We start from the raw sequence: 15497 nt of genomic DNA, 5'->3' as shown, positions 1-15497 counted from the left end.
CCCGGCTCCAGTTCACGGCCGCTCGAAGTAGACGACCTTCGCCTTCGGGGCGATGGTGACCTTGTACTTCGCCAGCCATTTCGCGCCGATCCGCGGGTAGTCCGGCAGGCCCAGCGCGTGCTCGCGGGAGGCCACGGCCTTCGCGCGGGGGAAGACCAGGTCGCCCACGCTCACCCGGACGGGCTCGGCCGGCGGCTCGGTCATCGCCAGCTCGAAATCGCCGGCCGAATCGAGGATCAGCGTCGCGGGCTCGCCGTCCACGAGGCCCTCCACGGCCAGCGCCCCGCGCACGGTCTTCAGCGGCACCTCGGCGAGCAACTGCTCGGCGGACGGCCCGTAGGCCGACGTGGAGGAGAGGAACACGAGCTGCTCCGGGTAGTTGAGCTGGACGAAGGAGAACACGTTGATCCAGGCCATGCCGAACACCAGGACCGGCGGCGTCTTTTTCTCGTCCCGGCGCGCCAGGTAGCCCAGCGGCCCGCGGGCGGCGCGCAGGTACACGACGACGTTTTCCATCTGCATGAGGTCGTACCGGATCGTCGGGATCACGCAGGCGTAGCCCTTGACCGGCTCCAGGACGTGCTCGGGCGCGGCCTCGTAGGCCGGCGGGCCCAGCGGTGCGCCGCGCAGGCCCAGCACGACGTCGGGCGCCCCCCAACTGTCCCGCGAACTCGTGTCCACGAGGGCCAGGAAGGACTCCTTGGTGGTCGACTGCACGCTGACCAGGGGCCAGTCCGGCCGGCTCTTCCCGCCGGCGAACGGCAGGGCGACCACCTGCTCCGGGTGCAGGCGGTTGGCGTTGGCAAAAACCGCGCCCTCCTCCGAGCCGTAGACCGTGATCCAGAACCGCCGCGGGTCCTGCGCGCGGGAAAAGACGGCGCGCAGTTCCCCGTCGGTCATCGGGCGGATTTCGCCCACCTGCGGCGAGCGACAGCCCGCCGCGATCAGTACGCCGGCCGCGACCAGGAGTGAAGGTTTGAACATGGCCGCACGATGCCATACCCCCGTCCCGCAGGACAAGCCCGATGTGCGCCAGCGAATCCGCGCGTAACGACCTCCGACCCTGCGCGATTCCACCCGGGTTCTCCTTTGCTGTCATGGCTCGCGGGGACGCTCGCCCTCCAGGCGGGAAATCTATCCGCTTCGCACAGAAAGCGTTCTGGAGGGCGAGCGTCCACGCGAGCCGCAACGACGGCGGCGTGCGCAGGGAATGTCCGAGTGAACGCCATCCTTACGCGCGGATCCTGGGCGCCGCGCCCTCACGGGCCCGCGGCGATATGCTTCTTCGCCGTGCGCCAGTCCAAGCCCGTGCGCCGCGCCACTTCCTCGTAGGTGCCGTGCCGCTCGTAGAGGACCTTGCAGTACCCGGCGAGCAGCGCGGCCGCGTCCGCGGTCCCGGCGCGGATTCCTTCCAGGAGTTCGGCCTCCGCGCCGCCGTCCGCGCGTTTCGCGTCGCCCTCGTAGCCGGCCTTGAGCAGGATCCGCCGCGTCGCCTGCTCCAGTTCGCGCACGTTGCCGGGCCACGCGTAGTCCCTCCCGGGGCTTTTTTCCAGGGCGTCCAGGACAACGGCCTTCAGCTCGGCGAAGTCCTCGCCGCACAATCGCCGGAGGATGGCGCCGACCAGGTCGCCCAGTTCCGCCGGGTTCTCGCGCAGGCGCTGCGCCAACGGCGGCAAGATGATCTGGTCGGAGCAGAGCCGGTAGTAGAAGTCGTCGCGGAACCGCCCGCTGCGCCGAAGTTGATCCAGGGGCTTATTCGTCGCCGCGATGACCCGGCCCTGGAACCGCTTCTTCTCGTGGCTGCCGACGGGCGAAAAGGTCCGCTCCTGGAGGACCTGCAGCAGCTTGATCTGGATGGGCGCGTCCACGTCCCCGATCTCGTCCAGGAAGATGGCCCCGTGCGGGCTGCACCGCGCCAGCATGCCCGGGTGCTCCTCGATCGCCCCGGTGAAGGCCCCCTTGCGATGGCCGAACAGCTCCGACTCGATCAGCGACGGCGGGAACTGCGACAGGTTGAGCGAGATGAACGTCCGGGTGAAGCTGCAGGCGAAACGCCCCTTCGCGGGGTCGTAGGGGATGAACCCCGAACACCCGATGGCCCGCGCCGCCATGCCCTTGCCCGTGCCCGTCTCGCCCAGGAGCAGCGTCGAAAAATCCTCCATGCGGTTCCACAGGAAGCGATCGTACAGGTGGAAATCGTGCGTGAACACGTTGGTCCAGAGCTCGCACCGCAGCGCCTGCATGCAGGGGCTGGAACCCAGCGCCGCGTGGCGGATGAAGTAGAACGCGCGCCGCAACTGGTAGAACTCCGCCAGGACGTGCTGCGCGCCCTCGAGGGGCAGCCCGGCCTCGGTCATCTCCCGAAGAATACCCGCCGCGAAGGGCACCTCGATCGGCATATCGCCCGCTTCCTGCTGCCGCACGATCAGCGCGTCCATCTCCTGGATGTATCGATGGAACACGTCGAACAGGATGACCGTCCGGAGCCGCTCCGCGTCCCCGCGCGGATAGAGCCGGATATCGGCCCGGCCCCGGCGAGCGTACTCCGCCATCCGCTCGCGCACCCTTTGAATGGCGCGCTCGCGGACTTGCGCGGCGGTCGCGCCCGCGGCGCCGGCGATGTGCCGCTCCACCTCGAACCGGTCGTCACTGAACGGATTGGCCATCGCGGCCGCCTCCACCAGCCGGAACAGCGGCTGATCGGAGGCCGGTATGTGAAGGCGACTTGTCATACATTAAATGTATATATCATATACATAAAATGAATGCAAACGAATGAATACAAACCCGGCATGGCCTCGCGGTTATCTAATAAATTCTTCATTATAAGGATGTTACAAATTCCCCCCTTCCGGTTGGCAGGCTTGCTGCTAAGAGGGAAGGCGGACAGGGAACCACGGAAAGGGGATCGCATGAAACTGTTGTTGATCGCGCCGGCGAGCGGACGGTGGACACGCGTCGGGAAGAGCCGGTTGTTCGGGGGCCGGGTGTTCCGGTTCTCGATGTTGAGCCTGTTGAGCGTGGCCGCGGAAACGCCGGCGGACGTGGACATCCGCATCGTGGACGAGCAGATCGAGGACATCCCGTGGGACGCCGAGGCGGACCTCGTGGGCATCACGTGCATGACCGCGCTGGCGCCCCGCGCCTACGAGATCGCGGGCCGGTTTCGCGCGCGCGGCGTGCCCGTGGTCCTCGGCGGCATGCACCCGTCCCTCTGCCCCGAGGAGGCCATCCGGCACGCGGATGCCGTCCTGGCCGGCGAGGCGGAGGGCCTGTGGGCCCGCCTGGTCGAGGATGCGCGCGCCGGCCGCCTGCGGGGAATCTACCGGTCCGACGCCCTGCACTCGCTGCGCGGCCTGCGCCCGCCGCCCCGGCACCTGCTCCACGGCCGGCGCTACGCGACGGCCCACGCCGTGCAGGCCACCCGCGGCTGCCCCCACGGCTGCGACTTCTGCGCCATCTCCGCGTTCAACCGGAAGACCCACCGGCAGCGCCCCGTGGACGAGTTGATCGCCGAGGTCTCCGCCATCCCCGGCAAGTTCATCATCTTCGTCGACGACAACCTCACGGCGGACCGCGACTACGCCTGCCGCCTGTTCCAGGCGCTGGTCCCCCTGCGGAAATGGTGGATCACGCAGGCCACGCTGGCCATCGCCGACGACCCGGAGTTGGTCGCCCTGGCCGCGCGGGCGGGCTGCAAGGGCGTCTTCGTGGGATTGGAGACCTTTTCGGACCGCAACCTCGACGGCGTCAGCAAGTCGTTCAACCGCGTCAGCGGGTACCGCGAGGCCGTACGCCGACTGCACCGCCATGGCATCGCCGTGGAGGCCGGGATCGTGTTCGGGTTCGACGGCGACACGCCGGACGTCTTTTCCGCCACGCTGAAACAGCTGGACGACTTGGAGATCGACGTGATCCAGGCCTCGATCTTCACGCCCCTGCCCGGGACGCCCCGGTACGCGATGATGAAGGACCGGCTCGCGGACGGCGACTGGTCGCACTACGATTTCCACCACGCGGTATTCCGGCCGCGGAACATGTCGGCCGCGGACCTGCAGGCGGGGCACGACTGGGTGACGCACCAGTTTTACCGTCCCTGGCGCATCGTCCGCCGGATGTGGCGACACGCGTTCCGGCCCGGCGGGCTGGCCTCTCTTCCCTACCTGGCGGCCGTGAACCTCGCCTACTACGGGCGCACGTTCCGGTGGAAGATTCGCGGGTGGGACCCGGCCAAACGAAAAGAGCCGGCGCGCGCCGCGCCGGCGACGGCCCCGGTCCCGGCCGCGGTTTAACGGACCCAAGGTAAAAAACACACAAAGGAAATAACATGCATGGAGCCGGCGCCCTCATACTGCTTGCGGCATTGATCATTCTCGGGCTAAGCCTGTGGGGCCTCGTCAATAGAGGTCGATCCCTGCCCTGCGCCCTCGCCGGCGCGGCGGTCGTCCCGGTCGCGATCCTTTTAGCCCGGTACGCGTGGCTCGAGTCGCGGTCGCTCCCGTGGGCGATCGGCTACTCGATCGGCGCCCTGCTCGGACTGGTTTCCTTCTTCCGGCAGTTGAAGCCCCGGAAGCCGGTCACGGCCGGCGCCCGGCACGGCCGGGACGGCCGTGTCACTTTCCGGACCCCGCCGGGCGCGAGTTTTTCTGCTTCAAATACGTCCGGGCTCGTGTAAATTCCATGGGTTGGAGCAACCTATGCCGACGACCGTGCAGACACGCGCCCCTCACTGGGTGGGCCAGGGCATCCCCCGCGTGGACGCCGGGGACAAGGTCCGCGGGCGCGCCCAGTATGTCGACGATCTCCCGGTTCCGAACGGCTGGTTCGGCCATGTCGTCCGCGCGCCCGTCCCCCACGGCCGGCTGCGCGGGCTGACGCCCGATCCCGCCTTCGACTGGTCGCGCGTGGTCGTGGTCACCGCGAAGGACATCCCGGGGCCCAACTGCATCGTCAGCCACGACCGCTCGATGCCCGTCATCGCGTCGGACGAGTTCCTGTACGCGGGCGAGCCGGTCGCCCTGATCGCCGCGCCCACGCTGCGGCTCGCCCGGGAGGCCGCGGAGCACCTGCGGATTGACTGCGAGGAGTTGCCCGCCGTCCTGACGCTGCGGGAGGTCGCGGACCAGTTCAAGCGGAACGACCCGGCCCTCGTGAAGCTCTGCGGCCAGACCATCCGCAAGGGCGACGCGGAGGCCGCGCTCGCCCGCGCCGACAAGGTCGTCGAGGCGGAATACACCGCGGGCCACCAGGAGCAGCTCTACATCGAGCCGCAGGGCCTCGTCGCCGAGCCGACCGCGGACGGCGGCGTGTTCATCTACGGCAGCATGCAGTGCCCCTACTTCATCGTCCACGAGCTCTGCGAGGCCCTCGCCCTGCCGCCGGAGAAGATCCGCGTCAAGCAGGCGGCGGTCGGCGGCGCGTTCGGCGGCAAGGAGGAATTCCCGACGTGGCTCGCCGGCTACGTGGCCCTGCTCGCGCTCAAGGCGAAGCGCCCGGTGAAGATCGTCTATGACCGGCACCAGGACATCCTCTACACGACCAAGCGGCACCCGGTGTGGTCCCGCTACCGGGCCGGGCTGAACCAGGACGGGACGATCGCGGCGATCGTCGTGGACTTCCTGCTCGACGGCGGCGCGTACCTGACCTTGAGCGACGTGGTCATGTACCGCGGCATCCTGCACGCGGCGATGGGCTACCGCTGCGATCACGTCTTCGTCAACGGCCTCGTCGCGCGCACGAACACCGTGCCCTCCGGCGCGTTCCGCGGCTTCGGCGCGCCGCAGGCCATCTGGGGCCTCGAAAGCCACGTGGACGCCCTCGCCGCCGCCGCCGGCATGACCCCGCACGAGTTCCGGTTGAAGAACTGCCTCGTCCAGGGCGACACGACGCCGACGGGCCAGGTGCTGAAGTGGAGCGTCGGCTCGCCCGCCGTGCTCGAGAAATCGCTCGAGCGCTGCCGGTTCGGCGAGCAGTGGAAGAAGTGCAGCCGCGGAAAGCCCGGCGCGAAGAACTGGTACGGCATCGGCGTCTCCTTCTTCGCGCACGGCGCCGCCTTCACCGGCGACGGCGAGGCCCGCATCAAGGCGCGAGCGGCGATGGACCTCGACTGGCTCGCGCCCGGCCGGCCCGGCGGCATCGTCCGCGTCAGCTCCACCGAGATGGGCCAGGGCGCGCTGACCGTCTTGAGCCAGCTCGCCGCCGACGGGCTGGGCCTCGACCTCTCCCGCGTGCTCTGCCCCTTCCCCGACACCGCCCTCGTCCCCAACAGCGGCCCGACCGTCGCCTCGCGCACGACCATGGTCGTCGGCAGCTGCGTCTACGGCGCCGCGGGCAAGCTGAAAAAGGCGCTGGAAGAATTTGCGGGGCGGCCGATTACGTCGGGCGAGGAGTTCGACGAGATCGCCTCCGCCTACCTCAACAAAAACGGCCGCCTGCGCGTGGAGCACCTCTTCGTCCTGCCGCCGGGCACGCAGTGGGACCAGAAGACCTTCAAGGGCGACTCCTATCCCGGCTACTCGTGGGGCTGCAACGTCGCCGAGGTCGAGGTCGACCCGCGCACGCTGGAAATCCGCGTGAAGAAGATCACGGCCTTCTACGACATCGGCAAGGTTGTCAATCCCGTGCTGGCCAAGGGCCAGATCGAGGGCGGCCTGGTCCAAGCCCTCGGCTACTCCGTGATGGAAAAAGTCGGCATCGGCAAGAAGGGCCGGTTCGACGCCAGCCGGATGCAGACGTACATCATCCCGACGATGCAGGACGTCCCCGAAATGGACCTGCACTTCGTCGAGTTTCCCTTTGACCACGCGCCGCCGGGCGCCAAGGGAGTCGGCGAGCTCCCGATGGACGGCCTTGCGCCGGCGATCGCCAACGCGATCGAGGCGGCGACGGGGCTCCGCCTCCGCGACCTGCCCATCACGCCGGAAAAGCTCTTTGAGGAGTTAACTGCGAAACACGCGAAAGGCGCGAAATGAAGAGAGCGGACGAGCACGGGTGGATAGTCGGTCTCGCAGGAGCTCGACCCTCCAATTCCAGGCCTTCTTCTGGAGGGCGGAGCTCCCGCGACGCCCCCTCGCACCATCGTGATGACCTGATTTTATGAACACCGTCAAGAGAACGTGGATCGTGAACGGCGAGCGATGGACGGTGGAACTCCCGCCCGGGCGGCGGCTGCTCGACGCGCTCCGGAATGATTTGGGACTGAAGGGCACCAAGGAAGGCTGCGGCGAGGGCGAGTGCGGGGCCTGCACGGTCCTGCTGAACGGCGAGCCTGTGACCTCCTGCCTGGTCGCCGCGGGCCAGGTCCCCGACGGCGCCGAGATCATGACCGTGGAAGGCCTGGAGAAGACCGAGGGCGGGCGCATCCTCCAGGAGGCGTACATCGAGCGCGGCGCGGCGCAGTGCGGGTTCTGCATCCCGGGCATGATCATGTCCTCGTTCGCGCTGCTCTCGAAGACGCGCGCGCCGGACGACGCGGCGATCCGCGAGGCGCACGCCGGTAATATTTGCCGCTGCACGGGTTACGAAAAAATTATCGAGGCGGTCAAGCAGGCCGCCGACCGGTGGCCCGAAAAATGAGAACGGTGGAAGACATCGAAATCCGGTTCCCCGGCAGCCTGGCCGAGGCGTTGGCGTGGCAGGCGGACGAGAAGACGCGCGGCCGGCCGCTGGCGGGCGGCACGGACCTGATGGTCCAGTGGGAATCCGGGGTCGCGGCCATCCCCGAGCGCGCGGTCAGCCTCTGGGGCTTGAAGGAGCTCAAGGGCATCCGGGAAACTCCGCGCGGCATCGAGATCGGCGCGCTGACGACGCACACCGAGTTGCGATCGTCGCCCCTTGTCCGCGGCAAGCTCCCGGCGCTCGCGGCCGCCGCGGCGACCGTCGGCGGCCGCCAGATCCAGAACCGCGGGACCATCGCGGGCAACGTCGCCAACGCCAGCCCGGCCGGCGACCTCGCCCCCGCCCTGCTGATCACCGGCGGCTCGGCCACCGTGGCCTCCGCGTCGGGCCGGCGGGAAGTTCCGCTCACGAAACTGTTCCTCGGTTACCGCCAGCTCGATCTTCGGCCGGACGAGTTGATCGTATCCTTCACGCTCCCGGCCCTGCCGGCGGGCGCCCGGGAAACGTTCCACAAGATCGGCACGCGCGCCGCGCAGGCGATCTCCAAAGTGATGGGCGCCTGCCGCGTCGATATGCAGAATGGATCGGTCGTGTCGTTGGCCGTCGCGCTGGGCAGCGTGGCGCCCGTGCCGGTTCGCCTGCCCCAACTCGAGGCGTGGGTCGCCGGCCGGACGTTGGATGCCGCCTTGCTTGAAGAGGTCGAGCGCCGCGCGTCCGAAGAGGTCCGGCCGATTGACGACATCCGCTCCACGGCCGCGTACCGGAAGTGGGTGTCCGGCCGGCTCGTCCGCGCCCTGCTCGAAGCATGATTCGCCTCCAGAAGTACCTGGCCCAGTGCGGGATCGGCTCCCGCCGCGCCACCGAACAACTGATCATGGCCGGCCCGCGACCGGGGGCGGTCGCGGGCTACGCCGAGCCCCGCATCCGTGGCGTCCGTGTAGCGCGGCCTCGCCCTCGAGGCCGGCGCAGGTGGCGATCCCTTATGAATCAGTCCTAGCACGCGGCAGGACTGGACAGCGACCGGCCCGGAGGATTAGCATGAATGCAACGAGGGAGGAACCCTTATGAAGCGGTATATCCTATTCGGGTTGATCCTGGGCCTGCTGGTGTCCGTGGCCGGCGCCCGGGACCACATCGAGATCACGGCCACCAAAAAGACCTTGGACACCCTCAAGGGCAACGAACAGGATTTGTGGCGCGGCACCAGCCGGTCGGTGAACAAGCAGGTTGCCTACGAAATCGAACTCAAGAGCTGGTCGGCGGCGACGCCGACGGACCTGAATGTCGAGTGGCTGATCCTGGTCGAAGGGGGCGGTGGCCGTGTATTCCCGGGAACCTGGGGCCGCCGCAGCGTCAGCCTGCCGCTCGGGCAATCGGTCAAGCTGGAGACCGAGCCCGTCGAACTTGAAGCCCGGGAATGGACGGACGGAACGAATCCCGGCGTCGTCAAGGACGACATCGCCGGCTACGGCATCCGCGTCCTGGCGACCGACGGCACGGTCATCACCGAAAAATACGAGCCGCCGTCCATCCAGTCCCGCGTGGACTGGAACCTGCTGGACGAGGCCAGGGGCGATAAAATACGGAAGCTTCCCCCGCGTCTCCGGCCGCTCCGGGCGCCGTAGTTTTTCAATGCCGGAAGTGCCGGACGCCGGTGACGGCCATGGCGATGCCGAACTTGTCGCAGGCGGCGATGACTTCCTCGTCCTTTTTTGAGCCGCCGGGCTGGACGATGTAGCGGATACCGGCCTCGGCCGCGGCCTCGATGTTGTCCGCGAACGGGAAAAAGGCGTCGGAGACGAGCACACACCCGCCCATGACGCGGCACTCGAATTCCTTGGGCGCCTGGCCGTAGGTGGATGCGTGTTTGGCCAGCAGGGCAAGATTCTCCCGCGCCTTGGCCACAGCCAGTTTCCGCAGCGCGTCCACCCGGTTGGGCTGCCCCGCCCCCATGCCGAGCAGGGCGAACTGGCCGGGCTCGTATTCGCGGACGATGGCGATGGCGTTGGACTTGATGTGCTTGCACGCCCGGATACCGAACTCCGCCAGGGCCCGCTTCTCCTCCGGGAACAGCGCCTCGGTCGGAATCACCCATCGCTCCATCTCCATCACGTCGCGATCCTGGACCAGGAGGCCGCCGTGGACCTGGCGCAGCACGCGGCCGCGCATGGGCGGGGTTAGCGGCCGGTTGAGCTTCAGGATGCGCAGGTCCTTGCTCTTGGCTTTCAGGAACTCGAGCGCGTCCGGCTCGTAGTCCGGCGCGATCAGCGCCTCGACGAAACGGCCCTTGAGGAACTGCGCGGCCTCGAGCGTGAAGGGCACGGTCACCGCGATGACGCTGCCGAAGGAGGAGACCGGGTCGCCGTCCCACGCGGCGGCCAGGGCGGCGGCCAGGGTCCGGCCGGTGGCGTACCCGCAGGGATTGCTGTGCTTGATGATCGAGGCGGCGGGCGACCCGCACAGTTCGCGCGCGGACTCCAGGGCCGCGTCGCCGTCGAGGAAGTTGTTGTAGGACATCTCCTTGCCGTGCAGGAGCTCTGCCCGCGCGATGCAGGCCGTCCGCGGGTCGGGCTCGCGGTAGAACAGGGCCTCCTGGTGGGGGTTTTCCCCGTAGCGCAGCTTCACCGGATCGTACGCCGAGAGCGCCAGCGGAGGCGGCGTCGAGGCGTCGAGCCGGCCGGCGAGAAAGGCGGCGATGGCCGCGTCGTACGCGGCGGTCCGCGCGTAGACTTTCTGCGCCAGCTCCAGGCGCAGGTCCGGTGTCGTGCCGCCCCCGTGCGTCCGCATCTGCTCCAGCACGCGCGGGTAGTCGGCCGGGTCGGTCACCACCGTCACCGCCGCGTGGTTCTTGGCGGCGGAGCGCAGCATGGAGGGCCCGCCGATATCGATCTGCTCCACGGCCTCCGACAGCAGCACCCCGTCCCTCGCCACGGTGGCCTCGAAGGGATAGAGGTTGACGCAGACGAGGTCGATCGGCAGGAGCCCGTGCTTCGTCATGGTCTCCTCGTGGTCGGGCTTGCCGCGGAGGTAGAGCAGCCCGGCGTGGATTTTCGGGTGCAGGGTCTTCACGCGGCCGTCGAGCATCTCGGGGAACCCCGTGAAGTCCGACACCTCGCGCACCGGCACGCCGGCCTCGCGCAGGCTTTTCGCCGTGCCGCCGGTGGAGAGGATCTCCACGCCCATCCCCGCCAGCGCGCGCGCGAACTCCGCGACGCCCGTCTTGTCCGACACGCTGATCAGCGCCCGTTGGATTTTCATAACCGATCTCCCTGCGCCCCCTGCCGCCTTGCGCGGCAGGGGCGGCAGTTCTGACGCTACGCCACCCGTTCCCGCAACCCTCTTCACCGGCGGGACCAGCCCGCCGGGGTCCGCCGGAATCGCTCAATCCGCCAGCACGACTTCGCCCCGCCCCTTCTCCACCTGCCCGATCGCGACGGCCCGCTCGCCCGCCGCGCGCAGGACTTCCACGGCCTCGACGGCCCGGCCCTCGCGCACGAAGATCACCAGGCCCACGCCCATGTTGAAGACCCGGTACATCTCGTCGCGGTCCACGCGGCCGGCCTCCTGGATGAACCGGAACAGCGCGGGCGGGCGCCACAGGGCGCGGTCCACCACCGCGCGAACGTCCGGCGGAAGGATGCGGGCGATATTGTCGGGGAATCCGCCGCCGGTGATGTGGGCCATCCCGCGGATCGGCACGACGCGCTTCAGCGCGCGGACGGGCTGGAGGTAGCTTCGGTGCACCGCCAGCAACGCCCGCTCGACGGTGCCGCGCGTGCCGGGCAGCCGGTCGCGCAGCTTCAGCCCGGCCTCCTCGAGGATCACGCGGCGCGCGAGGGAGTAGCCGTTCGTGTGCAGGCCGCTGGACGGCAGGCCGATCAGCACGTCGCCCGGCCGGATCCCGGCGCCGGTGATCAATTCCCGCCGCGGCACGGACCCGACGATGGTGCCGACCAGGTCGTACTCGCCGTCCGGGTACAGGTTCGGCAGCTCGGCGGTCTCGCCCCCGATCAGCGCGCAGCCGTTGCGGCGGCAGGCGCGGCAGAGACCGCGCACCACCTGCCGGAACACGACCGGGTTCATCCGGGACATGCCGACATAGTCGAGGAAGAAGAGCGGCTCCGCGCCCTGCACGAGGATGTCGTTTACGCAGTGGTTGACCAGGTCCTCGCCCACGGTGTCGTGGCGGCCGGCGAGGCAGGCGACCTTGAGCTTCGTGCCCACGCCGTCGGTGCTGGCGACGAGCAGGCGGTCGCGGCCCGGCGCGCGGAACAGCCCGCCGAAATGGCCGATATCCCCGGCCACGCCGCGCGTGAACGTGCCGCGGATGTCCGCCCGCACCGCGCGCAGCGCGTTCATCTTGGCGTCGATGTCCACGCCCGCCCGCGCGTAGGCCGCGCCCTTTTTGCCGGTCTTGCCCATGACGGTCCTCCTGCGCCTGTCGCGCCCTACGCTTCCAGCCGGGGCCGCGCCGGTCAAGCCCGAAAGATCGGGATCGGCGTCCGCCCCGGACTGATTCATGAGAATGGTGAAGCCTCGATCCGTGAAGGGAATGCGATTTTTCTCGATGGGACTCACCTTGCGAAACGTGGGGGGCCGGAATCCGCGGGGCCAACCGGCTCCGCGACCGGGGGCGGTCGCGGGCTACGCCGAGTGCCGCATCCTCGGCGTCCGTGTAGCGCGGCCTCGCCCTCGAGGCCGGCGCAGGCCCTGGTGTGCGCGGGCCTTGTTCTTCCATGGTTGGAACGGGTTGCGATCCTTTATGAATCAGTCCTGGCGTCCGCCCCGGCGCGGCGTTGGCTTTGCGCGGGAAATGCTCTACATTTTCCCGCATGCGCACGGCGCTCCCGAACAAGGCCTTCGTGCTCGCCGCCGGATTCGGCACGCGGATGCTCCCCTTGAGCCGCGACCTGCCCAAGCCCATGATGCCGCTGTGGGGCCGGCCGCTCCTCGAGCATGTCCTGCTCCTGCTCCGCGACTGGGGCGTGCGCGACGTGCTGGTCAATACGCATCACCGGCCCGGCGAACTGATCCGGTGGGCCGCCGGCCGCCCGGTGGCGGGGCTGCGCGTGAATTTCTCCTTCGAGCCGGAGATCCTCGGCACCGGCGGGGCCCTGCGGCGCGCGGCCTGGTTCCTGGATGACCGGCCTTTCTGGCTGATCAACGCCGACGTCGCCGCGGACCTCAAGCCGGCCCCGCTGCTCCGCGCCTTCGCCCGCGTCCGCCCGCTCGCCGCCCTGTGGCTCCATCCCGAGCTCGGCCCGCGGACGGTGAGCATGGAGAACGGCCTGGTCACGTCGTTCCGCGCGCCGGTTCCCGGCGCGGGCGGAACCTTCACCTTCTGCGGGCTGCACCTCCTTTCGCCGCGCATCCTGGACTTCCTGCCGGAAGAGGGCTTCGCCGGCATCGTGCCCGCCTACGAGCGCGCGATGAAACGCGGCGAGCGCATCGCGGGCGTGTGCGTCCCGGACTGTTTCTGGGCCGACCTCGGCACGCCGCGCCAGTACCTGGAAGCCCACGCGGAAATCCTGAAGCGCGGGCGGCGTGCCGGCCGGCCCGGCCCGGCCGATACCCGGGGCTTTGCCGCGATCGGTCCGAACGTGCAACGGGCGCCAGGGTGCCGGATCGAAAACTCCGTGGTCTGGGAAGGCGCGCGGCTGGGCCCTCGCGCGCGCGTTTGCGACGCCGTGATCGGACGCGAGGCGGTCGTCAACGAGCCCGTCACCGGCCTCGCCGGGCGCGGGGACCGGGTCCTTGACCCGGCCGAGCAGCGGGCCGCGCGCGAACACGGCTGGCCGCCGGACGAAATCACGGCGTTTCCCTTCGGGCCGCGGGGTTCGGCCCGCGCGTTTACGCGGCTTCGCCGCGGGCGGGGAAGCGTCATCCTGATGCGGTACGACCCGGCTCGCACGGAAAACACATTGCACGTTCCCCATGCCCGATTCCTCGCCGGCATCGGATTCCGTGTTCCTGCCGTTCTCCTGGACCGGCCGGAATCCAACCTGGCCCTGCTGGAGGATGCCGGGGACGCCTGCCTCCAGCGTCTCGTCTCGGAAGACCGAGGGCGGCGAGTCGAGCACCTGTACCGGAAGGTGCTGAAACAGGTCGCGCGGCTGCACGACGCGGGGACAGGCGCCGCGCGCAAGGGCCGTCTTCGCCTGATGCCCCCGTTCTCGCCGGCGCTGTATCGCTGGGAGCGCGAGCTGTTCGTCACTCATTTCCTCAAAAAAGACAACCGGGCGTGGCCCGGAAAGATCCGCGCCATCCGCCGCGAGCTGGCCGGCGTCGCCGCGCGGCTGGACGCGGCGCCCCGGGTGCTGCTGCACCGGGACCTGCAATCGAGCAATATCCTGTGGAAGCGCGGAGAGCCGGTCTTCATTGACTTCCAGGGCATGCGGTACGGCCCCGCGGCCTACGATCTGGCCTCGCTGCTCTGCGATCCCTACGTGGAACTGCCGGAGCCGCTGCAGCTTCGCCTGCTGGCCGGCTATGCCGCGGAACGGCCCGCGGACCCGGCCGCCATCGAACTTTTCTGGCCGGCCGCCGTCGAGCGACTGGTCCAGGCCCTGGGCGCGTACGGGCGATTGTCGGCTCAACCGGGCCTGGAATCGTTCCACCGGCACATCCCGCCGGCCCTCCGCCTGTTGCGGCGGGCCCTGTCGCGGACGGGGGCCCTGCCGATACTGTCCGGCGGCGTCGAAGGATGGCTGGCCGAAATCGAGTCACCCGGCCGTTGACAGAGTGGCGGAGGGCAGGCACATTTTATGCTTCAGGTGCGGATAGGGAGGGGTGTGTACCGGGCGCCATCATGGTCATGATAAAAACAGGCGGGCAATACAGGGATGAATTGAAGGCGCTGGCCGCCAGCCTTCCCTTCAAGGTCATTTCCCGGCCCGAGTTCCGCAAGCCCGGCGGCTGCCCGGCTCCCGTCCGGCAGAAGCGGACCTATTCCAGCCCGGACTCGAACATGCAGGCCGTCGGCCGATTTCTCATCGAGCGCGGCACGGTGGAACTGCTGACGCCGGATCAGACCCTCTCCCTCTTCACCGAGATCCACTGGTGCGCCACGCAAATCCGGCAGCTATCCCGCCGGCGCATGAAAAGCTCCGCCCAGTGGCGCCAGGCGGGCGTCCAGGCGCGCAAACTCATTTCGCAGATCGAGGCCGCCGAGGAAGAGCTGTTCATCGCCAACCGCCGCCTCGTGGTGAGCTGCATCAAGCCCTATTTCTGGATCGGCCAGGTCTGGCTGGGCGATTTCCTGCAGGAGGGCTCGAAGGCCCTGTCCAACGCCATCCGGAAATTCGACTTCACGCGCGGCACGCCGTTCTACGTCTACGCGCAGAAGGCCGTCCAGAACCGCCTCCGCAACTACTTCCGCGACCACGTGCGCTCCGGCAGCATCGGCATGCGCCCCTCGCGCGAAATGCTGGCGCTCAAGGAGATCCTCGACGCCTGGCCCAAGGACCGCGGCGAACCGCCGGACGACGCCCTGCTGGCGAACCTGACGGGCCTGACGGAGGAGCGGGTGGCGAAGATCCGCCCGTACGTCCGCCAGCTCGAGCACCAGCCCGGCCCGCCGGTCTCGCTGGACGCGATGTTCGCGGACAACGAATCCAACCTCTACGACATCGTGGAGGACAGCGAGGCCGAGGAGGCCTCCCACGCGGCGCAGCGCTCGGAGATCTGGACGGCCGTCGAGCGGCTGCCCGCGCGCTCGAAGCTGATCATGCGCCTGCGGTTCATCGAGGGCCGCACGCTCGAGGAGACCGGCGCCATGCTCAACCTCACGCGCGCCCGCATCAAGCAGATCCAGGACGACGCCCTGCGCAAGCTGCGCCAGATGCTCCGGCGCGGCGTCGCGAACCCCCGGATGTGAGGCC

The 15497-nt window shown here is 69.1% G+C and carries 12 protein-coding genes; 8 read left to right on the top strand and 4 right to left on the bottom strand.

From position 1 onward, the window contains the following. Window positions 1-12 precede the first annotated feature (12 nt). Window positions 13-984 (bottom strand): hypothetical protein, encoded by a 972-nt coding sequence (locus tag KA248_03965; GenBank protein MBP7829053.1) that lies wholly within the window; start codon window positions 982-984, stop codon window positions 13-15. A 275-nt stretch (window positions 985-1259) separates the two neighbouring features. Beyond that, entirely contained in the window at window positions 1260-2732 is a 1473-nt protein-coding gene (locus KA248_03960; protein ID MBP7829052.1) for a sigma 54-interacting transcriptional regulator, read from the bottom strand. A 180-nt stretch (window positions 2733-2912) separates the two neighbouring features. Between KA248_03960 and KA248_03955 the strand changes: the two genes are divergently transcribed. From KA248_03955 to KA248_03930, 6 genes are all read left to right on the top strand, one after another. Then, window positions 2913-4292 carry a B12-binding domain-containing radical SAM protein gene (locus KA248_03955; GenBank protein ID MBP7829051.1) on the top strand — a complete coding sequence of 460 codons (1380 nt, stop codon included), beginning with the start codon at window positions 2913-2915 and terminating at the stop codon, window positions 4290-4292. 35 nt (window positions 4293-4327) lie between these two features. After that, window positions 4328-4675 (top strand): hypothetical protein, encoded by a 348-nt coding sequence (locus KA248_03950; GenBank protein ID MBP7829050.1) that lies wholly within the window; start codon window positions 4328-4330, stop codon window positions 4673-4675. 22 nt (window positions 4676-4697) lie between these two features. Further along, on the top strand, window positions 4698-6971 hold the full coding sequence (locus KA248_03945) for a xanthine dehydrogenase family protein (protein MBP7829049.1): 2274 nt from the start codon (window positions 4698-4700) through the stop codon (window positions 6969-6971). A gap of 124 nt (window positions 6972-7095) precedes the next feature. Then, on the top strand, window positions 7096-7575 hold the full coding sequence (locus tag KA248_03940; protein ID MBP7829048.1) for a (2Fe-2S)-binding protein: 480 nt from the start codon (window positions 7096-7098) through the stop codon (window positions 7573-7575). Further along, complete coding sequence (locus KA248_03935) at window positions 7572-8426, top strand: xanthine dehydrogenase family protein subunit M (protein ID MBP7829047.1); 855 nt, start codon at window positions 7572-7574, stop codon at window positions 8424-8426. The genes KA248_03940 and KA248_03935 overlap by 4 nt, the downstream gene beginning before the upstream one ends. A 255-nt stretch (window positions 8427-8681) precedes the next feature. Further along, window positions 8682-9242 (top strand): hypothetical protein, encoded by a 561-nt coding sequence (locus KA248_03930; GenBank protein ID MBP7829046.1) that lies wholly within the window; start codon window positions 8682-8684, stop codon window positions 9240-9242. 4 nt (window positions 9243-9246) lie between these two features. On the opposite strand, the gene purH is transcribed toward KA248_03930, so the two are convergent. Both purH and KA248_03920 read right to left on the bottom strand, forming a co-directional pair. Beyond that, window positions 9247-10875: a bifunctional phosphoribosylaminoimidazolecarboxamide formyltransferase/IMP cyclohydrolase gene (purH, locus tag KA248_03925; protein MBP7829045.1), complete on the bottom strand. Its 1629-nt coding sequence runs from the start codon at window positions 10873-10875 to the stop codon at window positions 9247-9249. 123 nt (window positions 10876-10998) lie between these two features. Further along, a complete protein-coding gene (locus KA248_03920; protein ID MBP7829044.1) occupies window positions 10999-12039 on the bottom strand; it encodes a phosphoribosylformylglycinamidine cyclo-ligase in 1041 nt (346 codons plus the stop codon). Between the two features lie 410 nt (window positions 12040-12449). Here KA248_03920 and KA248_03915 point away from each other — a divergent pair, with 410 nt between their 5' ends. Together KA248_03915 and KA248_03910 are read left to right on the top strand one after the other, a co-directional pair. After that, window positions 12450-14354: a phosphotransferase gene (locus KA248_03915; GenBank protein MBP7829043.1), complete on the top strand. Its 1905-nt coding sequence runs from the start codon at window positions 12450-12452 to the stop codon at window positions 14352-14354. Between the two features lie 71 nt (window positions 14355-14425). After that, window positions 14426-15493 carry a sigma-70 family RNA polymerase sigma factor gene (locus tag KA248_03910; GenBank protein ID MBP7829042.1) on the top strand — a complete coding sequence of 356 codons (1068 nt, stop codon included), beginning with the start codon at window positions 14426-14428 and terminating at the stop codon, window positions 15491-15493. The last annotated feature ends 4 nt before the right edge of the window (window positions 15494-15497 follow it).

It is taken from the genome of Kiritimatiellia bacterium (genome assembly GCA_018001225.1).
Classification (GTDB): domain Bacteria; phylum Verrucomicrobiota; class Kiritimatiellia; order CAIQIC01; family JAGNIJ01; genus JAGNIJ01.
The sequence above is the reverse complement of the archived record's forward strand: the minus strand, read 5'-3'. Positions and strand labels throughout refer to the sequence as shown.